This is a genomic window from Nocardioides sp. NPDC092400, assembly GCF_040684155.1.
Classification (GTDB): domain Bacteria; phylum Actinomycetota; class Actinomycetes; order Propionibacteriales; family Nocardioidaceae; genus Nocardioides.
Genome location: NZ_JBFBFJ010000002.1, coordinates 269,405 through 289,568 on the forward strand (window position 1 = coordinate 269,405; position 20,164 = coordinate 289,568).

The 20,164-nt window shown below is 74.4% G+C and carries 20 protein-coding genes and 1 tRNA gene; 18 read left to right on the forward strand and 3 right to left on the reverse strand.

Annotated elements, in window-relative coordinates; all coding sequences use genetic code 11:
* Positions 1-8 precede the first annotated feature (8 nt).
* From AB0N29_RS08825 to AB0N29_RS08870, 10 genes are all read left to right on the forward strand, one after another.
* On the forward strand, positions 9-872 hold the full coding sequence (locus tag AB0N29_RS08825; RefSeq protein ID WP_364865895.1) for a fumarylacetoacetate hydrolase family protein: 864 nt from the start codon (positions 9-11) through the stop codon (positions 870-872).
* Complete coding sequence (locus tag AB0N29_RS08830; protein ID WP_302269098.1) at positions 869-1,645, forward strand: SDR family oxidoreductase; 777 nt, start codon at positions 869-871, stop codon at positions 1,643-1,645. The genes AB0N29_RS08825 and AB0N29_RS08830 overlap by 4 nt, the downstream gene beginning before the upstream one ends.
* Positions 1,642-2,814: a CaiB/BaiF CoA-transferase family protein gene (locus AB0N29_RS08835; RefSeq protein WP_364865897.1), complete on the forward strand. Its 1,173-nt coding sequence runs from the start codon at positions 1,642-1,644 to the stop codon at positions 2,812-2,814. Before AB0N29_RS08830 ends, AB0N29_RS08835 begins: the two co-directional genes overlap by 4 nt.
* Entirely contained in the window at positions 2,811-3,959 is a 1,149-nt protein-coding gene (locus AB0N29_RS08840) for an extracellular solute-binding protein (protein ID WP_364865899.1), read from the forward strand. The genes AB0N29_RS08835 and AB0N29_RS08840 overlap by 4 nt, the downstream gene beginning before the upstream one ends.
* Positions 3,956-4,408: a MaoC/PaaZ C-terminal domain-containing protein gene (locus AB0N29_RS08845; protein ID WP_302269101.1), complete on the forward strand. Its 453-nt coding sequence runs from the start codon at positions 3,956-3,958 to the stop codon at positions 4,406-4,408. Before AB0N29_RS08840 ends, AB0N29_RS08845 begins: the two co-directional genes overlap by 4 nt.
* On the forward strand, positions 4,405-5,598 hold the full coding sequence (locus tag AB0N29_RS08850; protein WP_364865903.1) for an extracellular solute-binding protein: 1,194 nt from the start codon (positions 4,405-4,407) through the stop codon (positions 5,596-5,598). The genes AB0N29_RS08845 and AB0N29_RS08850 overlap by 4 nt, the downstream gene beginning before the upstream one ends.
* Positions 5,595-6,596, forward strand: a complete 1,002-nt coding sequence (locus AB0N29_RS08855; protein ID WP_364865905.1) for an aldo/keto reductase — start codon at positions 5,595-5,597, stop codon at positions 6,594-6,596. The genes AB0N29_RS08850 and AB0N29_RS08855 overlap by 4 nt, the downstream gene beginning before the upstream one ends.
* On the forward strand, positions 6,593-7,912 hold the full coding sequence (locus tag AB0N29_RS08860) for an L-fuconate dehydratase (protein WP_302269104.1): 1,320 nt from the start codon (positions 6,593-6,595) through the stop codon (positions 7,910-7,912). Before AB0N29_RS08855 ends, AB0N29_RS08860 begins: the two co-directional genes overlap by 4 nt.
* Positions 7,913-7,923: 11 nt before the next feature.
* The gene (locus tag AB0N29_RS08865) at positions 7,924-8,808 is read left to right on the forward strand and encodes an amidohydrolase family protein (RefSeq protein ID WP_364865908.1); all 885 of its coding nucleotides are present in this window, start codon (positions 7,924-7,926) and stop codon (positions 8,806-8,808) included.
* A 38-nt stretch (positions 8,809-8,846) separates the two neighbouring features.
* A tRNA-Ser gene (locus tag AB0N29_RS08870) sits at positions 8,847-8,936 on the forward strand.
* A gap of 113 nt (positions 8,937-9,049) precedes the next feature.
* On the opposite strand, the gene AB0N29_RS08875 is transcribed toward AB0N29_RS08870, so the two are convergent.
* Positions 9,050-9,790 (reverse strand): alpha/beta hydrolase, encoded by a 741-nt coding sequence (locus AB0N29_RS08875; protein ID WP_364865911.1) that lies wholly within the window; start codon positions 9,788-9,790, stop codon positions 9,050-9,052.
* A 90-nt stretch (positions 9,791-9,880) separates the two neighbouring features.
* On the opposite strand from AB0N29_RS08875, the gene AB0N29_RS08880 reads away from it, so the two are divergent.
* Complete coding sequence (locus AB0N29_RS08880) at positions 9,881-10,930, forward strand: YafY family protein (protein ID WP_364865914.1); 1,050 nt, start codon at positions 9,881-9,883, stop codon at positions 10,928-10,930.
* Here AB0N29_RS08880 and AB0N29_RS08885 read toward each other — a convergent pair.
* The gene (locus tag AB0N29_RS08885) at positions 10,881-11,630 is read right to left on the reverse strand and encodes an SDR family oxidoreductase (protein WP_364865916.1); all 750 of its coding nucleotides are present in this window, start codon (positions 11,628-11,630) and stop codon (positions 10,881-10,883) included. The genes AB0N29_RS08880 and AB0N29_RS08885 overlap by 50 nt on opposite strands.
* Before the next feature lie 132 nt (positions 11,631-11,762).
* Between AB0N29_RS08885 and AB0N29_RS08890 the strand changes: the two genes are divergently transcribed.
* The 4 genes from AB0N29_RS08890 to AB0N29_RS08905 all read left to right on the forward strand — a co-directional run bounded on the left by AB0N29_RS08890 (position 11,763) and on the right by AB0N29_RS08905 (position 16,789).
* Positions 11,763-13,004: a hypothetical protein gene (locus AB0N29_RS08890; protein ID WP_364865918.1), complete on the forward strand. Its 1,242-nt coding sequence runs from the start codon at positions 11,763-11,765 to the stop codon at positions 13,002-13,004.
* Between the two features lie 27 nt (positions 13,005-13,031).
* Entirely contained in the window at positions 13,032-13,679 is a 648-nt protein-coding gene (locus tag AB0N29_RS08895) for a hypothetical protein (protein WP_302269110.1), read from the forward strand.
* A gap of 165 nt (positions 13,680-13,844) precedes the next feature.
* Positions 13,845-16,211 (forward strand): excinuclease ABC subunit UvrA, encoded by a 2,367-nt coding sequence (locus AB0N29_RS08900; RefSeq protein WP_364865921.1) that lies wholly within the window; start codon positions 13,845-13,847, stop codon positions 16,209-16,211.
* A gap of 50 nt (positions 16,212-16,261) precedes the next feature.
* Positions 16,262-16,789 (forward strand): gamma carbonic anhydrase family protein, encoded by a 528-nt coding sequence (locus AB0N29_RS08905; protein WP_364865922.1) that lies wholly within the window; start codon positions 16,262-16,264, stop codon positions 16,787-16,789.
* A gap of 15 nt (positions 16,790-16,804) precedes the next feature.
* On the opposite strand, the gene AB0N29_RS08910 is transcribed toward AB0N29_RS08905, so the two are convergent.
* Positions 16,805-17,176, reverse strand: a complete 372-nt coding sequence (locus AB0N29_RS08910; RefSeq protein WP_302269115.1) for a hypothetical protein — start codon at positions 17,174-17,176, stop codon at positions 16,805-16,807.
* 132 nt (positions 17,177-17,308) lie between these two features.
* On the opposite strand from AB0N29_RS08910, the gene AB0N29_RS08915 reads away from it, so the two are divergent.
* The 3 genes from AB0N29_RS08915 (at position 17,309) to AB0N29_RS08925 (ending at position 20,090) form a co-directional block, all read left to right on the forward strand.
* Positions 17,309-18,193 carry a MoxR family ATPase gene (locus AB0N29_RS08915; protein WP_364865924.1) on the forward strand — a complete coding sequence of 295 codons (885 nt, stop codon included), beginning with the start codon at positions 17,309-17,311 and terminating at the stop codon, positions 18,191-18,193.
* A gap of 14 nt (positions 18,194-18,207) precedes the next feature.
* Positions 18,208-19,590 (forward strand): VWA domain-containing protein, encoded by a 1,383-nt coding sequence (locus AB0N29_RS08920; protein ID WP_364865926.1) that lies wholly within the window; start codon positions 18,208-18,210, stop codon positions 19,588-19,590.
* Positions 19,591-19,787: 197 nt separating this feature from the next.
* Positions 19,788-20,090, forward strand: coding sequence for an HU family DNA-binding protein (locus AB0N29_RS08925; protein ID WP_302271759.1), 303 nt, complete (start codon positions 19,788-19,790; stop codon positions 20,088-20,090).
* Positions 20,091-20,164 lie beyond the last annotated feature (74 nt).

Genomic DNA, 20,164 nt, shown 5'->3' on the forward strand with positions numbered 1-20,164 from the left:
AACCCCTGATGAGAATCGCCCGCCTCGGGCCCCGTGGCGCCGAGACCCCGACCGTGGTCGTCGACGGCACCCACCTCGACCTCCGTCCCGTCCTCGGCGGCGGTGACGTCGACCGCGTCTTCCTCGCCGGCGGCGGGCTGGCGCGGATCGCCGAGGCGGTCGCCGCAGGCACCCTCGAGGAGCTCCCGGGCGCCGCGGACCTGCGCACCGGCGCACCGGTCGCGCGGCCCGGCAAGGTCGTGTGCATCGGCCTGAACTACCGCGACCACGCCGAGGAGACCGGCGCCGCGATCCCCGAGGAGCCGGTCGTCTTCATGAAGGACCCCTCCACCGTCGTCGGTCCCCACGACACCGTCCTCGTCCCGATCGGGTCCACCAAGACCGACTGGGAGGTCGAGCTCGGCGTCGTCATCGGCGCCCGGGCGCGCTACCTGGCCTCGCCCGACGACGCGCTCGCGCACGTCGCGGGGTACGTCGTCTCCCACGACGTCTCCGAGCGCGAGTTCCAGCTCGAGCGCGGCGGCCAGTGGGACAAGGGCAAGAGCTGCGAGACCTTCAACCCGCTCGGCCCGGTGCTCGTCACCGCCGACGAGGTCCCCGACCCGCAGGCGCTCCGGCTCTCGCTGGCCGTCAACGGCACCAAGCGGCAGGACGGCACCACGGCCGACATGGTCTTCGGCGTCGCGCACGTCATCTGGTACCTCAGCCAGTTCATGGTCCTCGAGCCCGGCGACGTCATCAACACCGGCACGCCGGCGGGCGTGGCGCTCGGCATCGAGGGCCAGCCGTTCCTGCGGGCCGGCGACGTGGTCGAGCTCGAGATCGAGGGGCTCGGCACGCAGCGCCAGGCCTTCGAGCAGGCGACCCGATGAGTGCGGACCCGACCCGGGAGTACGACGGGCTCGTCGCCGCCGTCACGGGTGGCGGCGCGGGGATCGGCCTGGCCGTCGTCGAGGAGCTCGCCGCCCGCGGGGCCCGCGTGGCGGCGCTCGACCTGGACACCTCCGAGGTGCCCGCGGGCGTCCTCGGCGTCACCTGCGACGTCACCGACCGCTCCTCGGTCGAGGCGGCCGTCGCCACGGTCGCCGAGCGCCTCGGCGGCCTCGACGTGCTGGTCAACAATGCCGGCATCAGCGCGGTGGGCACCGTGGAGGACCTCTCCGACGACGACTGGCACCGCGTCCTCGACGTCAACGTCGTGGGCGTCGCCCGGGTCTCGGCCGCGGCGCTGCCGCACCTGCGCCGCTCGGCGCACGCCGCGGTCGTCAACATGTGCTCGATCGGTGCCCTCAACGGGCTGCCGCAGCGGGCGCTCTACAACGCCTCCAAGGGAGCGGTGCTCTCGCTCACCTACGCCATGGCGACCGACCACGTGCACGACGGGATCCGCGTCAACTGCGTCTCGCCCGGCACGGTGCACACCGGCTTCGTCGACCGCATGCTGCAGCGCTTCCCCGACCCGGCCAAGGAGAAGGCGGCGCTCGACGCCCGCCAGGCGACCGGCCGGATGGTCACCCCCGAGGAGGTGGCCACCGCGGTGGCGTACCTCGCGAGCCCCCGGTCGGGCTCGACCACCGGCTCGGCGCTCGAGGTCGACGGCGGCGTGACCCACCTGCGGGCCCGACCCGTGCAGGTGACCTCGTGACCGGCGCGGAGGACGCCCTCGAGCTGCCGCTCGCGGGGATCACGGTCCTCGACTTCAGCCAGTTCCTCGCCGGCCCGGTGGCCGCGCTGCGCCTCGGGGACCTCGGCGCGCGGGTGATCAAGGTCGAGCGCCCCCAGGGCGGCGACCTGGGCCGCACGCTCGCCTTCGGCGGCCTGATGGCCGGTGACTCCTCGATGTCCTTCCACGCGATGAACCGTGGCAAGGAGAGCCTCGCCGCCGACCTCAAGGACCCTGCCGACCTCGCCCTGGTGCGCGACCTCGTCCGCGAGGCCGACGTGGTCATCCAGAACTTCCGCCCGGGCGTCATGGAGCGGATCGGCCTGGACTACGACTCCGTCCGCGAGCTCAACCCCACCGTCGTCTACGGCTCGGTGAGCGGGTACGGCGACAGCGGCCCGTTCAAGGACCGGCCCGGCCAGGACCTGCTCGCCCAGTCGATCGCCGGCCTGCCCTGGCTCAACGGCTCGGCCGACGACCCGCCGGTGCCGGTGGGGCTCGCGGTGGCCGACCACCTCGCCAGCTGCCACCTGGCCCAGGGCATCACCGCCCTGCTCGTGCGCCGCTTCCGCACCGGCCGCGGCGGCCACGCCCAGACCAGCCTGTTCGAGGCGCTGCTGGACCTCCAGTTCGAGCTGCTCACCACGCGGCTCAACGACCCCACGGTGGCCGTGCAGCGCAAGGGCCCCCGCTCGGCACACGCGTTCCTCTCCGCGCCGTACGGCATCTACCCCACCAGCGACGGCTTCCTCGCGATCGCGATGAACCCGGTGCCGACGATCGGCCGGCTGCTCGGCGTCCAGGAGCTGGTGTCGATGACCGACCCCTCGGCGTGGTGGGAGCGGCAGGGCGAGATCGAGGAGCTGATCAGCGCCCGCCTGCGGACCGGCACGCGCGAGGAGTGGCTCGCCGTGCTCGACGCCGAGGACGTCTGGTGCGCCCCGGTGCTGACCCTGGAGGAGCTCGTCGAGCACGACGGGTTCCGCGCGATCGCGATGACCCAGGAGCTCACCCGTGAGGGGCTCAGCCTCACCACGACCCGCAGCCCGATCCGCATCGACGGCCGGCTCCTGACCGACCCCCGGCCGGCCCCGCGCCTGGGCGAGCACGACGCGGTCCTCCGCCCCACGAGCGTCGCGGAGCCGGCATGACCACGCTGCGCGGCATCACCTGGGAGCACCCCCGCGGCTACGACTGCCAGGTCGCCGCGGCGAAGGAGCACGCCCGGCTCACCGGCGTCGAGGTCCAGTGGGACCTCCGCTCCCTGCAGGCGTTCGCCGACGAGCCGCTGGCCGACCTGACGGCCCGCTACGACCTGCTCGTCATCGACCACCCCCACGTGCCGCTCGCCGCGGCCGAGGGGCTGCTCGCGCCGCTCGACGGCGCCGGCCACGACGACCAGCTGGCCGCGCTCGCCGCGGACGCGGTCGGCGCCAGCCACGCGTCGTACGCCCACGACGGGCGGCAGTACGGCCTGGCGACCGACTCCGCGGCCCAGGTGGCCGTGCACCGGCCCGACCTGCTGCCGACCGCCCCGTCCGGGTGGGAGGAGGTCCTCGAGCTGGCCGAGGAGGGCCGGGTGCTGTGGCCGGCCAAGCCGATCGACGCCTGGTCGACCCTGGCCACCCTCGCCGCCAACCGCGGCACGCCCGTCGCCGCGCGGCCGGGGGAGTTCCTCTCGGCCGAGGAGGCGGCGCCGGTCCTCGACCTGATGCACCGGCTCGCCGAGCGCGTCCCGGAGTGGTGCCTGGCGGCCAACCCGATCGAGGTCGCCGAGGCGCTGGCGGGCGACCGCACCGACGGCGAGGGCCGCTGGGCCTACGCCCCGCTGGCCTACGGCTACACGAACTACTCCCGGTCGGGGTTCCGCACCCACCGCCTCAAGTACGTCGACATCCCGGCCGGCCCGCGCGGCGTGGCCGGCTCCCAGCTCGGCGGCGCCGGCGTGGCCGTGTCGGCGCGCGCCGGCGACCTCGACGCGGCCCGGGCCTACGCCCTGTGGGTCGCCTCGCCCGAGGTGCAGTCCGGGGTCTACTACGACGCCGGCGGCCAGCCCGGCTACGCGTCGTCGTGGGACGACGACCGGCTCAACGAGGACTCGTGGGACTTCTTCCGCGGCACGCGGCAGACCCTCGAGCAGGCCTGGGTCCGACCCCGGACCGCGGGCTACATCGAGTTCCAGGACACCGTCTCGCCGTGGGTCACCGCGACCCTGCGCGGCGAGCTGACCGACGAGGACCTGCTGCGGCGCGCCGGCGAGCTGGCGGCGCGCGTGCTGGTCGAGGAGGACGCGTGAGGACCGAGGACCGCTGGTTCGAGGACTACGAGATCGGCGAGCACCGCACGTCGGTCGGCCGGACCATCACCGAGGCCGACGTGGTGCTCCACGCCGGCCAGACGGGGGACTTCTTCCCCCACCACATGGACGCCGAGTGGATGAAGACGCAGCCGGCCGGCCAGCGCATCGCCCACGGCACGCTGATCATGTCGGTGGCCGTCGGCATGACCGCGGGCGACATCAACCCGCAGTCGATGTCCTACGGCTACGACAAGATCCGCTTCGTCAAGCCGGTCTTCATCGGCGACACGATCACGGTGCGCGCCGAGATCACCGAGAAGTCCGACCACAAGCGGATGGCCGACACCCACGGCTACGTCCACGAGCTGGTGACGGTGACCAACCAGCGCGACGAGACCGTGCTGGTGCTCACCCACCTCTACCTCACCAACAAGAGGGGCGGATGACCGAGCCGCGCCCCGCTCGGCCCCTGCGGCTGCTCGGGAGGGACTTCGCCGGCTTCCGCGGGGCGGTCGCCGCGCACGCCGCGGCGGGGCCCGTCGAGGTCGAGGCGACCTGGCTCGGGCTGCCCGAGCTGCAGGCCGCCGTGCTCGGCCCCGACGCCCCGGACGCCGACCTGCTCGTCGTGCCCGCCGACTGGCTGCCCGCGCTCGCCGCGGCCGGCCGCGTGCGGTCGCTGGCGGCGTACGTCGCCACCGACCCGCCGGAGGGCTGGCCGGACGCGTGGTCCCCGTCGTTCCACGAGGGCGTCACCTGGGCCGGGGAGGTCCACGGCCTGCCCTTCCACGACGGGCCGCAGCTGCTCTTCACCCGTCCCTCGCTGCTGGCGCGCGCCGGCCTCGACGCGCCCCGCACCTGGAGCGAGCTGGTCGAGGTCGCCGGGGCCCTGCACGGCCCCGGCCGCGCCGGCACCGTGCTGGCCGGTGCCCCCGACGGGCACAACAACGTCTACGACCTCGTCCTGCACCTGTGGCGCTGCGGCGGGGACCTCCTCGACGGCGACCGGGTCACCGTGGACAGCGCACCCGTGCGCGAGGCGCTCGCGTTCCTCCGGCGGGTGGCGACCACGCTCGCCCCGGCGCACGCCCACGACCTCGACAGCAACGGCAGCGGCGAGGAGTTCGCCGCCGGCGGTGTGGGCGTGGTCGTCAACTGGGCGGGGTACGCCGCCCTCGCGGCGGCGGGGCCGGTCGCCGACGACCACGCCTGCGCGGTCGCGCCGACCCACGACGACGGCACCCCCACGACCACCGTCAACGCCTTCTGGGTCGCCTGCGTGACCACCGCCTGCGCCGAGCCGGACCGCGCGTGGGCCCACCTGCGCCATGCCGCCTCGGCCGCGATGGACCTCGCCACCACGCAGGCCGGGGCGTCGGGGGCGCGGCGGAGCACGTGGGGCCACCCCGACGTCCTCGCCGCCCAGCCCGAGCACGCGCTCTTCGAGGCCGCCCACGCCTCCTCGCGGCCGCTGCCCCGGATCGCCGCCCTCCCGGCGGTCGTCGACGTGCTGAACGAGCTCGTGGACGCCGTGGTCTGGCGCGGCGAGCCGGTCGACCCGGCCCTCGGCGCCGCGCAGCGCGCGGTCGAGGCCCTGGTCGGTGCCCCTCGGCACGACGACCTCGAGGCCGTCCGGTGAGCGCCGCGACCGGCAGCCTGCCGACCCGCACCGTCCGCGGCCTGGAGCTCACCGAGCTCGGGCTCGGCGGCGCCCAGCTCGGGAACCTCTACCGCGAGGTCAGCGACGGCGAGGCCGCCGCCGGCTTCGCCGCCGCCTGGGGCGCCGGTGTGCGGTACTTCGACACCGCGCCGCACTACGGGCTCGGCCTGTCCGAGCGCCGCCTGGGCGAGCTGCTGCGCCGGCACCCGCGCGAGGACTACGTGCTCTCCACCAAGGTCGGTCGCCTCCTCGTGCCCGACCCGGACGGCGCAGGCCGCCAGGACGACCAGGGCTTCGCCGTGCCCGCCTCCACCCGGCGCGTGTGGGACTTCAGCCGCGACGGCGTCCGCCGATCGGTCGAGGACAGCCTGGAGCGGCTCGGGCTGGACCGGATCGACGTGGTCTACCTCCACGACGCCGAGGACCACTGGGCGCAGGCGGTCACCGAGGGGCTGCCGGCGCTGCTGGAGCTGCGCGAGGAGGGCCTGGTCCAGGGCGTCGGGGCGGGGATGAACCTCGCCGGGCCGCTCACCGAGCTGGTCCGCGAGCACGACGTCGACCTGGTGATGTGCGCCGGGCGGTACACCCTGCTCGAGCAGGCCGACGAGCTGCTCGAGGCGGCGCTCGAGCGCGGCGTCGGCGTGGTGGCGGCCGGGGTCTACAACTCCGGGCTGCTCGCCCGCCCGCGTCCCGGCCCCGACCCGACGTACGACTACGCACCCGCACCGCCCGCGCTCGTCGACCGGGTGAACGCGCTCGCGGACCTCTGCGAGGCCCACGGGGTGACCCTCCCCGAGGCCGCCGTCCACTTCCCGCTGCGCCACCCCGCGGTCGTCTCCGTGGTGGTCGGCGCGGCGGGCCCGGACCAGGTCGGCGACGCCGTCGACCGGTACCGACGCACGATCCCGGAGGACCTCTGGGACGCCCTTCCGACCACGGCACCGCCGTTCCACGCCCCCACCCAGGAGCCCACATGACCCGCATCACCGCCGTCGACGTCACCGACGTCCGCTTCCCGACCTCCCTGTCCATGGACGGCTCGGACGCGATGAACAAGGACGGGGACTACTCGGCGACGTACGTCGTGGTGCGCACCGACGACCCGGACGTCGCCGGCTACGGCTTCACCTTCACCATCGGCCGGGGCAACGACATCTGCACGCTCGCCGCGCAGCGGCGTGGCGAGCCGCTCGTCGGCCGGGTCGTCGAGGACGTCGTCGCCGACCTCGGCGGCGTCTACCGCGAGCTGGCGTCGGACTCCCAGCTGCGCTGGCTGGGCCCGGACAAGGGCGTCGAGCACCTGGCGATGGCGGCGGTCATGAACGCCGTGTGGGACCTCGCGGCGCGCGTCGCGGGCAAGCCGCTGTGGCGGCTGCTGGTCGACATGACGCCCGAGGAGCTGGTCGACGCGACCGACCTGACCTACCTCAGCGACGCGCTGACCCGCGAGGAGGCGATCGCGATGCTCGCCGAGACGGTGCCCACCCGGGCCGAGCGGGTCGCCGACCTCGAGCGGACCGGCTACCCCTGCTACACGACCTCCGCGGGCTGGCTCGGCTACTCCGACGACAAGCTGCGCCGGCTGGCCGCCGAGGCGGTCGAGCAGGGCTACCGGCACATCAAGCTCAAGGTCGGCGCCGACCTGGAGGACGACATCCGCCGCTGCTCGATCGCCCGCGAGGTGATCGGCTGGGACGCCCACCTGATGATCGACGCCAACCAGGTCTGGGACGTCCCGGAGGCGATCGAGTGGGTCAAGGCGCTCGCCGAGTTCAAGCCGCTGTGGATCGAGGAGCCGACCAGCCCCGACGACATCCTCGGGCACGCGGCGGTGCGCAGGGCGGTGGCGCCGATCGGCGTCGCGACCGGCGAGCACGGCATGAACCGGGTGCTGTTCAAGCAGATGTTCCAGGCCGAGGCGATCGACTTCTGCCAGCTGGACTCGGCCCGCCTGGCCAGCGTCAACGAGATCGTGGCGGTCTACCTGATGGCCAAGAAGTTCGGCGTCCCGGTCTGCCCGCACGCCGGCGGCGTGGGCCTGTGCGAGCTCGTCCAGCACCTCTCGGTCTTCGACTACGTCGCGGTCTCCGGGACCACGGAGAACCGGGTCACCGAGTTCGTCGACCACCTGCACGAGCACTTCACCGACCCCTGCATCGTCGAGGACGGCGCTTACCGGCTGCCCTCGCAGCCCGGCTACAGCGCGCAGATGCACGCCTCGTCGGTCGCCGAGTACGCCTACCCCGACGGCGCGTACTGGACCACCCGGCACCCGCGTCCCGCCGCCGTCTGAGGAGACCCGCCGTGATCATCGACGCCCACCAGCACGTCTGGGACCTCGACCGGTCGCCGTACCCCTGGCTCGGACCGCACGTCCCGCAGTGGAACCGCACCTTCACCTTCGAGGAGGTCGCCCCCCACCTGCGCCGCAACGGGGTGGGGGCGACGGTCCTGGTGCAGTCCGACGACCACGACGGCGACACCGACCTGATGCTCGAGGTCGCCGACGCCCACCCCGAGGTCGTCGGCGTCGTCGTCCACGTCCCGCTCGACCGGCCCGACCGGGCCGCCCAGCGGCTGGAGGAGCTGCGCGGCGACGACCGGGTCGTCGGCGTGCGCAACCTCATCCACGACCTGCCCGACCCCGACTGGATCCTGCGGCCCGAGGTCGACGAGGGCCTCGGGGTCCTGGAGGCGGCCGGCGTCACCTTCGACTACGTCGCGGTGCTGGCCAGCCACCTCGAGCACGTGCCGACCCTGGTCGAGCGCCACCCCGGCCTCCGGCTCGTGGTCGACCACCTCGCCAAGCCGCCGGTCGGCGACCCGGTGGGGGAGCCGTGGGCCTCGCTCATGGCGGCCGCGGCGCAGGGCCCGAACGTCCACGCGAAGGTCTCGGGGCTCTACCCCGGCTCCGACATGGGCTCCTGGACCCCGGACGGCGTCCGCCCCTATGTCGAGCGGGCCGTCGAGCTCTTCGGCGCCTCGCGGCTGATGTACGGCGGGGACTGGCCGATCTCGGTGGCGGCCGGTGGCTACGACCGGGTCTTCGCCGGTCTCGCCGAGGTGCTGGCCGAGCTGCCGGAGGGCGATCGGGAGCAGGTGTGGTCCGGCACGGCACGGCGGTTCTACCGGCTCTCGGAGGACCGGCTCGCTGCCGCGGCCGCGGCCTCGGCGGCGACCAGCGGTTGATTTCACGGCCGCGTGCGCCCTCCGGTATGTTCTCCCGCGGTGGCGTGTCCGAGCGGCCTAAGGAGAACGCCTCGAAAGCGTTTGTGGGTGCAAGCCCACCGAGGGTTCAAATCCCTCCGCCACCGCCAGGGGCTGGACACCTAGGTCTCCAGCCGCGGACACGAAAGTGTCAGGAACGCCGGGACCGGGCTCCGCGAGGGGCTCGGGACCGGCGTTCGTCGTTCCGACCGGACGCGAGCGCCTAGCGGCTGGCCGACTCCAGTGCCCGGGCGAGCTCCACCGGGCGGCTCACCATCGGCCAGTGCCAGGTCGGCAGCTCGACGTACGTCCAGTCGCCGTCGACCATGTGCGCGAACACCGGCGCGTGGGGCGCCATCTGCCGCAGCTGCTCAAGGCTGAAGCTGCACAGCACCCCTGTCCGCGGCAGGCGCTCCCAGGCGCGGGTGAGCACGACCGGCTGGGTGGCGGTGCGCCAGGGCTGCGGCTGCGAGGCGTCGGCCAGCGCCGCCACGGCATCGTCGCCGACGTCGGGCACCTCGGCGGCGAGCACGGCCCAGGGCGGCGGCGGCAGCTTCCAGCCCTCGCCGTGCGTCCTGACCAGGTCCTCGTTGGCCGCCCGCGCGTCGGGTCCCTCGAAGTCGGCCTGCGCCATGCCGTCCGGCAGGGGGCCGGAGTCGACGTAGACCAGCCGGCCCACGCGCTCGGGCGCGCGGTCCGCCGCACCGGTCGTCACGAGCGCGCCGTAGCTGTGGCCGACGAGCACGACGTCGTGGAGGTCGTGCTGCTCGAGCAGGTGCACGACCTCGTCGACGTGGGTCGTCAGGTCGGTCTCCGGCGAGGCGAGGGACGCGCGCTCGCCCATGCCGGTGAGGTCGACGGCGTGCACGACGTGGCCGTGCTCGCCCAGCTGGTCGGCGACGGGGCGCCAGACCGAGGCGCCGAGCCAGAAGCCGGGGACGAGGACGTAGGTGGTGGGGTTCATGTCGCCGACGCTAGGGTGATTTGTGGACAGTTCCCGCCCGGTATCGCGAACCCGCAGCGCAGCCGTCTCCAGGCGACTGCGAGGAGCGCCGTGACCCGCCCCACCGCACGCGTGCTGGCGATGCTGGAGCTGCTCCAGGCAGGCGGGCAGCGCACCGTCGGCGATCTCGCGGCGCGGCTCGGGGTCGACGAGCGGACCGTCCGGCGCTACGCCGAGCACCTCGCCGACCTCGGGATCCCGGTCCAGGCCCAGCGGGGCAGGTACGGCGGCTACCGGCTCTCACCGGGCTACAAGCTGCCGCCGCTGATGCTCACCGACGACGAGGCCGTCGCGGTCGTCCTGGGCCTGCGGGCCGCGGAACGCACGGGGCTCGCCACCACCGACCACGCCGCGACGGCGAGCGCGCTGGCCAAGGTGTCACGTGTGCTGCCGCGGGCCCTCGGCCAGCGGCTCGACGACCTGCTGTCCACCGCGCACTTCACGATCCCGGCGCGCGCCAGCGTTCCCGCCGGCGCCGACACGCTGCTCGACCTCGCCGGAGCAGCGCAGGCGCGGCGCACCGTCGTGATCGCCTACACCGCCTGGGACGGGCAGGAGTCGCAGCGTGAGGTCGACGTCTACGGCCTGGTCTTCCACTCCGGCCGCTGGTACGCCACCGGGCACGACCACGGCCGCGACGACGTGCGGACCTTCCGCCTGGACCGCATCGCGTCGGTCAGGCAGGGCGACGGCTCCTACGTCGTGCCCGCCGACTTCGACGCGACGACGCAGGTCGTGTCCGGCATCGCTGCGGTGGGGTGGGCCCACGAGGTCGCCGTCGTGCTGCGGACCACCCTCGCGGAGGCGGGCGAGCGACTGCCCCCGAGCGTGGGACGGCTGGACGAGCACCCCGACGGCGTGCTCCTCCGGGCCCGCGTCGAGCACCTCGGCGGCATGGCCCGCATGCTGGCCGGGCTCGGCTGGGACTTCGAGGTGATCAGCCCCGGCGCCCTGCGCGACGAGGTCGTGGCCGTGTCCGACCGCCTCCGGGCCAGCGCGGGGAGGGGCGTCGCCCGCACGCCCGGTCCGGCCGGGTCCGGCGGACCAGCGGTCAGCGGAGCATCACGCCGCCGCCGTCCACCATCAGCGTCTGGCCGGTGATGTAGGAGGCGTCGTCGCTGGCCAGGAAGACCGCGGCGCGGCCGATGTCGGCCTCGGGGTCGCCCAGCCGGCCCAGCGGCGCGCCGCGCAGCAGCGCGGCCTCGCGCTCGGGGTGCTCGGCGAGGAACCGGTCGACGCCCTCGGTGCGGGCCAGCGGTGAGATCACGTTGACGTTGATGTCGTCCTTGGCCCACTCGTGGGCGGCCACGCGGCTCATCGCCCGCACGGCCTCCTTCGCCGCGGCGTACGACAGCTGCGTGGGGTGGCCGACGAGCCCGGCGCCGGAGGCGAAGTTGATCACCGAGCCGCGCGTGGCGCGAAGGTCGGGGTAGCAGGCCCGCATCAGCCAGAACGCCGGGTAGAACCCGGTGTCGAAGGAGAGCGCGAACATCTCCATCGTCGTCTCCACGAACGGCGCCTGGCGGCTGGCGTGGGCGTTGTTGACCAGCACGTGCACCGAGCCCCACGCCGCGAGCGCGGCGTCCCGGACGACCTCCGCGCTGGCCTCCTGGGAGATGTCGACTGCCAGGAACCGGACGGCGTCGCCGAGCTCCGCGGCCAGCTGCTCGCCGCGCTCCTCGTCCACGTCGACGGCCATCACCCGGGCGCCCTCGGCGACGAACGCGCGGACGATCCCGCGGCCGATGCCGTTGGCGCCGCCGGTGACGATGGCGGTCCTGTCCTGCAGCCGGTCGGCCATGCGCGCTCCTGGGGGCTCGGGTGCCCGGACGCTAGGTCCGGGCCGCGGCGTCCGCAGCCGGCGTCCCGGTGAACGGGTGCGGGGCCCCGGGTCCGCGCGAACCGGAGCGGCCGGGCGTGCGTCGTACCCGACATGCGCACCGCGACCACGCTCCTCCCCGTCCTGTCCGTCCTCGCCGCCGTCGCCGGTGGCCTGACGACCGCCCCGGCCGACGCCGCCGCGCCACCCCCGACGTGCCTGGGTCAGCGGGCGACCGTGGTCGGCACGCCCGGCGCCGACACGATGACCGGTACGCCGGGTCCCGACGTCGTCGTCGCGCTCGGCGGGGACGACGTCGTCGACGGGCGGGGCGGGGACGACCTCGTCTGCGGCGGCCCGGGGGCCGACGTCCTGCACGGCGGGGCCGGGGACGACCGGCTGGCCGGCGGCGAGGACCGGGTGACGCCCGACCGGGGGCAGGACGTCTTCGGCGACCGGCTCGCCGGCGGGCCGGGCGACGACTGGCTCGATGCCGGCCCGCGCGGCACCGGCAACGTCGTCCAGCCCGACACCGTGACCTGGGAGGACGCGGCCGCCGGGGTCGCCATCGACCTCTCGGGCGCGCAGGGCACCGCGACCGGTGAGGGGACCGACACCATCGTCCTGGGCGCCGGCCTGCGGGTCGAGGCGTCGGCGCACGACGACGTCGTCGTCGGCGGTCCCCGGACCGACCGGATCCGGGCCGGGGCGGGCGACGACTCCGTCAGCACCGGCGACGGGTCCGACCACGTCGTGCTGGACCCGCCGGGCGGCGACCCGTCGGGCGACGACCGCCTCGACCTCGGCCCCGGTGGCGGGCTGTCGTACCAGAGCGCGCGCAGCAACGGCGGTCGCGACGAGGTCGTGACCGCGGGCGGCGCTTCCGAGTACGTCTCCGTCCGCGGGCGGCAGCCGGTCACGGTCGCGGTCGGCGACGGCGGCGACACCGTGGAGCTGCGCGCCGACGTCCGCGGCGCACGGGTCGACCTCGGCGCCGGCGACGACGCGGTCCGCCTCCGCGGCGGCCGCGGGCAGCACGCCCGGACGGCCACGGTGGACGCCCGGGCGGGCACGCTCGCCGCTGCCGGGGTGGCCGGCACCAGCACGCTCACGGGCGTCGAGTCCTGGGCGCTGGCGTACGGCGCCGCGTGGACGTTCCTCGGCTCGGACGCGCGCGACCTGCTCGACCTCACCCTCAGCGACGGGGCCACGACCGTCCGCCTCCGCGGCAGCGACGACCGCGTGATCGCCGGCCCGCACGCCGACGACCTCGCGGGCGGCCAGGGGCGTGACCGGGTGCTCCGGGGTGGCGCGGACGACAGCTGCCGCGGGTTCGAGGTCGGCGGCTGCGGCTGAGCGGGCCCGATGCGGCAGGCTGGGACCGTGACGGAGGAGCAGCGGGCGGCGACCGGCGAGGAGCTCGCGACCTGGATCGAGTCCCTGGGACTCGAGGGCCACCTGACCGAGGCCGGCCTGCCGACGTTCCGTCGCGACGGGGAGGGCGGGCTCGCCCGCTGGATCGACCCCGGCACCGGCGGCGACCTGACGGCCGAGCAGCTGCAGGACGTCGAGCAGCTGCTCCGCAGCGAGGGGACCGAGCCGGAGCACGCCGTACCCGTGTCGCTCCTGGTGCTCCGCCGCCACGCGCGGCTGCGGGTCGAGCTGCTCGCGACCCCCTGGTTCGACTACGCGTCGCTGGCGCAGGTGCGCGGCACGTCGCTCGAGGCGACCCGGTTCGCGGTGCACAAGGCGGCCTCGACGCACCGGCTGCTCGTGGTGCCCGTCGAGGAGCGCAGCGTGGTGCCGGCCTTCCAGCTCACCGCGGCCGGCGAGCTGCGCCCCGACCTCGCGCCCGTCCTCGAGCCCCTGCTCGCCGCCCGTATGGACCCCTGGCGGGTGTGGGCCTGGCTGACCCAGCCCGCCGCCCTGCTCGGCGGCCTCGTGCCCGAGCAGGCCGCCGCCGACCCCGAGGACGGCGACCTCGTGCTGCACGCCGCAGTCCGCCTCGCGGAGCGCGTCACCGCCGACTGACCCGGGGTCGGTCACCCGCGGGGCGACCGATGAGCACGGGAGGTTGGAGGTGTCTGGACCTCCAACCAGCACGGCAGTCCGGTGGCCTTGCAGCCCGGTACGTCGCAGCCGACGGCCGTCGGTCCACTCGGGCATGCTGGCCCCGCCACCGGAGGACGGAGACCCATGAGCGACCAGCCCGCGAGCCACCCCGCCGACACCCACGACCTGATCCGCGTGCGCGGCGCTCGGGTCAACAACCTGCGCGACGTGAGCGTCGAGCTGCCCAAGCGCCGACTCACGGTCTTCACCGGCGTCTCGGGGTCGGGGAAGAGCTCGCTGGTCTTCGGCACGATCGCCGCGGAGTCCCAGCGGCTGATCAACGAGACCTACAGCGCGTTCGTGCAGGGGTTCATGCCGACCCTGGCGCGCCCGGAGGTCGACGTCCTCGACGGGCTCACCACGGCGATCATCGTCGACCAGGAGCGCCTCGGCGCCAACCCGCGCTCGACGGTCGGCACGGTGACCGACGCCAACGCGATGCTGCGGATCCTCTTCAGCCGGTTGGGCGACCCGCAGATCGGCCCGCCCAACGCGTACTCCTTCAACGTCCCCTCGGTCCGCGCGAGCGGGGCGATCACGGTCGAGCGCGGCGGCCGGACGAAGGCGGAGAAGGCGACGTTCAACCGCCTCGGGGGCATGTGCCCGCGGTGCGAGGGCCGCGGCGCGGTCTCCGACATCTCGCTGCCGGCGCTGTACGACGAGACGAAGTCGCTCAACGAGGGCGCGGTGACGATCCCCGGCTACAGCATGGACGGCTGGCAGGGGCGCATCTTCCGCGGCTGCGGCTTCTTCGACCCCGACAAGCCGATCCGGGACTTCTCCGAGCGCGAGCTCGACGACCTCCTCCACAAGGAGGCGACCAAGATCAAGGTCGACGGGATCAACCTGACCTACCTCGGCCTGGTCCCCTCGATCCAGAAGTCCTTCCTGTCCAAGGACGTGGAGTCGATGCAGCCGCACGTGCGCGCCTTCGTCGAGCGGGCGGTCACCTTCGCCACGTGCCCGGACTGCGAGGGCACGCGCCTCGCGCCGGAGGCGCGGTCCTCGAGGATCCAGGGGCTCAACATCGCCGACGCCTGCGCGATGCAGATCAGCGACCTCGCAGCCTGGGTGCGCGACCTCGACGAGCCGTCGGTGGCGCCCCTGCTCAAGGCCCTGGGCCACACGCTGGACTCCTTCGCCGCGATCGGCCTGGGCTACCTCTCCCTCGACCGCCCCTCCGGGACGCTCTCGGGCGGCGAGGCGCAGCGCGTGAAGATGATCCGGCACCTCGGGTCCTCCCTCACCGACGTCACCTACGTCTTCGACGAGCCGACCATCGGCCTGCACCCGCACGACATCCAGCGGATGAACGAGCTGCTGCTCCAGCTGCGCGACAAGGGCAACACCGTCCTGGTCGTCGAGCACAAGCCGGAGACGATGGCGATCGCCGACCACGTCGTCGACCTCGGCCCCCGGGCGGGCAGCGAGGGCGGCGAGATCGTCTACGAGGGCACCCTCGAGGGCCTGCGCGCGAGCGGCACGCTCACCGGCCGGCACCTCGACGACCGGGCGGCGCTCAAGGACGCGGTGCGCACGCCGAGCGGCGTGCTGGAGGTGCGCGGCGCGAGCACCCACAACCTGCGCGACGTCGACGTGGACGTGCCGCTGGGCGTCCTGGTCGTCGTCACCGGGGTGGCCGGCTCCGGCAAGAGCTCCCTGGTGCACGGGTCGGTCGTCGGACGCGAAGGAGTGGTCGCGATCGACCAGACCGGCATCAAGGGCTCGCGGCGCAGCAACCCGGCGACGTACACCGGGCTGCTGGAGCCGATCCGCAAGGCCTTCGCCAAGGCCAACGGCGTCAAGCCCGCGCTGTTCAGCGCCAACTCCGAGGGTGCGTGCCCCACGTGCAACGGCGCCGGCGTCGTCTTCACCGACCTCGCCACCATGGCGGGCGTGGCGACCACCTGCGAGGACTGCGGGGGCAAGCGCTTCCAGGCCGCGGTCCTCGAGCACCGGCTCGGCGGTCGCGACATCAGCGAGGTGCTGGGGATGTCGGTGACGGAGGCCGAGGCGTTCTTCGCCGGCGAGGCCAAGGTGCCCGCGGCGCACAAGGTCCTCAGTCGCCTGGCCGACGTCGGCCTGGGCTACCTCACCCTCGGCCAGCCCCTCACCACGCTCTCCGGCGGCGAGCGGCAGCGGCTCAAGCTCGCGGCGCAGATGGCCGACACCGGCGACGTCTACGTCCTCGACGAGCCGACGACGGGCCTCCACCTCGCCGACGTCGAGCAGCTGCTCGGCCTGCTCGACCGGCTCGTCGACTCGGGGAGGTCGGTCATCGTCATCGAGCACCACCAGGCGGTGATGGCGCACGCCGACTGGATCATCGACCTCGGTCCCGGTGCCGGCCACGACGGTGGTCTCGTCGTCTTCGAGGGCACCCCGGAGGACCTGGTCGCGGACGGCTCGACGCTCACCGGGCAGCACCTGGCGGCGTACGTCGGGGCGTAGCGGGCGGGCCCGGCTCCGACGGCCCGGCGGCGGGGTGTGGAATGACGCCCGTGAACCTCTTCGAGTTCGAGGGCAAGCGCCCGACCGTGCACCCGGACGCCTGGATCGCCCCGACCGCGACCCTGGTCGGCGACGTGACCGTCGAGGCCGGCGCGAGCGTCTGGTACGGCGCGGTGCTCCGCGGGGACGTGTGCCGCATCGTCGTCCGCGAGGGCAGCAACATCCAGGACAACAGCGTCCTGCACGCCGGGCCGGACCAGGTGCTGACCGTCGGGCCGAACGCGACGGTCGGGCACGGCTGCGTCGTCCACTGCGCCGAGGTCGGCGAGCAGGCGCTCGTCGGCAACGGCTCGACCCTGCTGGACGGCGCGACGATCGGCGCGGGCACGCTCGTCGCCGCCGGCTCGGTCGTCACCCCGGGCACCGAGATCCCCGCCGGCGTCGTCGCGACCGGCACCCCGTGCAAGGCCGTCAAGCCGATCGAGGGCACGTCCTCGCAGTTCTGGGTCGACACCAACGCGGTCTACTACGCCGACCTCGCGACGCGGCACCGCGCCACGGCGCACCCGGCCTCCTGACCCGACGCGGAGGGGTCAGGGCCGGCCGAGGCAGACGGCGACGAGCAGCCCGGGACGGCGGCCGGTGAAGACCTCCCAGCCGCGGTCGAAGGACACGACGCGGAGCCGGCCGTGCCCGGTCCGCACGAGCGCGGAGGTCGGCTGGACGCCCGGGGCGAAGCCGCGGGTCGAGCACCGGTGGTCGGAGATCGCGCGCTGCACGACCGGGGAGGAGGCGTCCACGGTGAACGCCGGAGGCCGGGCGTCGGGGGCGCCGACGGTCCCGGAGGCGGCCAGGCCGGCGGTGACCGTCAGCGCGAGCACCGAGGCGAGGACGGCGGCCCTGACCGCCAGGAGCACCGCGGAGAGCCGCGCCCGCAGGGGGCGCCGCCTGGTGGTGGGTCGCATCGCGGCTCCCGCTGCCGGTGGGTGGGTACGCCGGGTCAACGAGGTCCGCGGGGACCGGTCACGTCGCGGCGGGCGACGTGAGCCAGATCTCTGGACCGGTCGCGTGCGGGGACGATGGGTGAGGATGGGCGCATGACGACGGCCGACTGGTTCTCCTCGCCCGACGACGCCACCGAGCGGCTCGGGGCGACCGGCTACCTCGCCGACCCGGCGACCGCCACCACGGCGTACCTCGCCGGCGCCCTGGAGAAGCCGCTGCTGGTCGAGGGGCCGGCGGGCGTCGGGAAGACCGAGCTGGCCAAGGCGGTCGCGCGCGCGACCGGAGCCGACCTCGTCCGGCTGCAGTGCTACGAGGGCCTCGACGAGGCCCGGGCGCTGTACGAGTGGAACTACCGGAAGCAGCTGCTCCGCATCCAGGCGACGCAGGCCGGCCCCGGCGACGCGACCTCGTGGGACGAGACCCACGACGACATCTTCACCTACGAGTTCCTGCTGACCCGCCCGCTGCTGACGGCGATCCGCCGCGAGGAGCCGACGGTGCTGCTCATCGACGAGGTCGACAAGACCGACGTCGAGGTGGAGGGCCTGCTGCTGGAGGTCCTCTCGGACTTCCAGGTCACGATCCCCGAGCTGGGCACGGTGAGCGCCGTGCGCCGCCCGTTCGTCGTGCTCACCTCGAACGCCACCCGCGAGCTGTCCGAGGCGGTCAAGCGCCGCTGCCTCTACCTGCACCTGGACTACCCCGACGCCGAGCGGGAGCGGGAGATCGTCTCCAGCCAGGTGCCCGACCTCGACGAGCGGGTGGCGGGCCAGCTGGTCGCGACGGTCGCCCGCCTGCGCGAGCTGGAGCTGAAGAAGGCGCCGTCGATCGCGGAGTCCGTCGACTGGGCCCGGACGCTGATCGCGCTGGAGATCGGCGACCTCGACGACAAGGCCGTCGCCGACACGCTCGGTGTCGTGCTCAAGCACGCCTCCGACCACGACCGTGCCGTCCGCGAGCTCCGGCTCCGGAAGTGACCGGTGAGCCGCCGGTGAGCGGCAGCGGGCTGCTCGAGCGGCACATCGCGTTCCTCGAGGCGCTGCGGTCCGCGGGCCTGCCGGTGTCGCTGGCCGAGGACCTCGACGCGATCGCGGCGCTCTCGGCGCTGGAGTGGGGCAGCCGCGCGACCGTCCAGGCGGCGTACGCCGCGACGCTGGTCAAGCGGCAGTCGCAGCGGCCGACCTTCGACGCGCTCTTCGACCTCTGGTTCCCCCGGATGGTCGGCTCCGGTGCGGCCGCCGAGCGCTCCGACGAGGCGGGCGAGGAGTTCTCGGTCCGCGACGGCGCGGACGCGCTGCGCGACTTCCGCGGCGCGCTGCTCGAGGCGCTGGCCGCGGACGACCAGCAGGCGCTGGCCGCCCTCGCCGCCGAGATGGTCGCGCGGTTCGGCGCCATGCCGGGCCGTGGACCGGGGCTCTCCAGCTGGTCGGCCTACACCGCCCTGCAGCGGGTCTCCCCGGGCGAGCTGGTCGACAAGCTGGTCGCCGGGCTGCTCGCGGACGGCCGCACCGAGGAGGAGGCCGAGCGGACGGCCGGGCGGCGCGTCGACGCCTTCACCGCGCTGGTCGAGGGCGACGCCCGCCGGCGGATCGCCGAGGAGAAGGGGCCAGAGCACGTCGCGAACGTCGCCCTGCGGCCGAGCATCGACCGGCTCGACTTCCTCGCCGCCCGCCGCACCGACCTGGAGCAGATGCGCCGGGAGATCTACCCGCTCGCCCGTCGCCTCGCGGCCCGGCTCACCAAGGAGCACCACGCGCAGCGGCGCGGACCGCTCGACTTCCGGCGTACCGTCCGGGCCTCGATGTCCACCGGCGGCGTGCCCCTGACCACCCACCACCGGCCCAAGCGCCCGCACCGCACCGAGCTCGTGGTGCTCTGCGACGTCAGCGGCTCGGTGGCCAACTTCGCCCAGTTCACGCTGCTGCTGGTCTTCGCGCTGCGCGACCAGTTCCAGAAGGTCCGGGCCTTCACCTTCATCGACCACGTGCACGAGGTGACCGACCACTTCCGGCCGGGCGCCGACGTCGTCGACGTGATGGCCGACCTCGCGGCGAGCACGTCGCACGCGGCGCTGTGGGGGCGGACGAACTACGGCCGCGCGATCACGAAGCTCGCCGAGGACCACGCCGACGCGCTCGGCCCGAAGTCCTCGCTGCTCGTCCTGGGCGACGCCAGGTCGAACTACTCCGACCTGGCGCTGGACACCCTCGGCGAGCTCGTCGGCGGCATCCGCCACGCGTGGTGGCTCAACCCCGAGCACCGGCGGCACTGGGACAACGGCGACTCGGCCGCGTCGCGCTACGGGGCGGTCGTGCCGATGGTCGAGTGCCGCAACCTGACCCAGCTCGGCGAGTTCGTCCACGACATCCTGTGACCTCCAGACGTCCTCGGGAGGGGCCGTCGACGGGGCCTGGCGCGGGATTTACCCGCCGTTCCCGGCCCTGCGGATGTCGCGCTGCGCCGCGGTGCGACTAGCCTGCGGACAGCCGGACGCGCCTGCGGCACCACGCGCAGGACGCCGGACGTGCCGCCGGCCCTTCGCCGGGCCGGCACGGCACGACCCCAGCAGACCTGACAACGAACAGGAGCTCCACCATGAACAAGGGACAGCTGCGCGACGCCGTCGCCGAGCAGACCGGCCTCGGCAACAAGGAGGCCGAGCAGGCCCTCGACGCCGTCATCGACAGCATCGTCAAGGCCGTCGCCTCCGGCGACAAGGTCAGCATCAGCGGCTTCGGCACCTTCGAGTCGCGCGAGCGCTCGGCGCGCCAGGGCCGCAACCCGCAGACCGGCGAGACCATCGAGATCGCCGCGACGACCGCGCCCGCCTTCAAGGCCGCGTCCGCCTTCAAGCAGGCCGTCTCCGGCAGCTGACCAGCCGCCACGCACGACGGTCGAGGGCCGGGCTCCAGTCGGAGCCCGGCCCTCGCGCCATTTCCTGCGGCGCC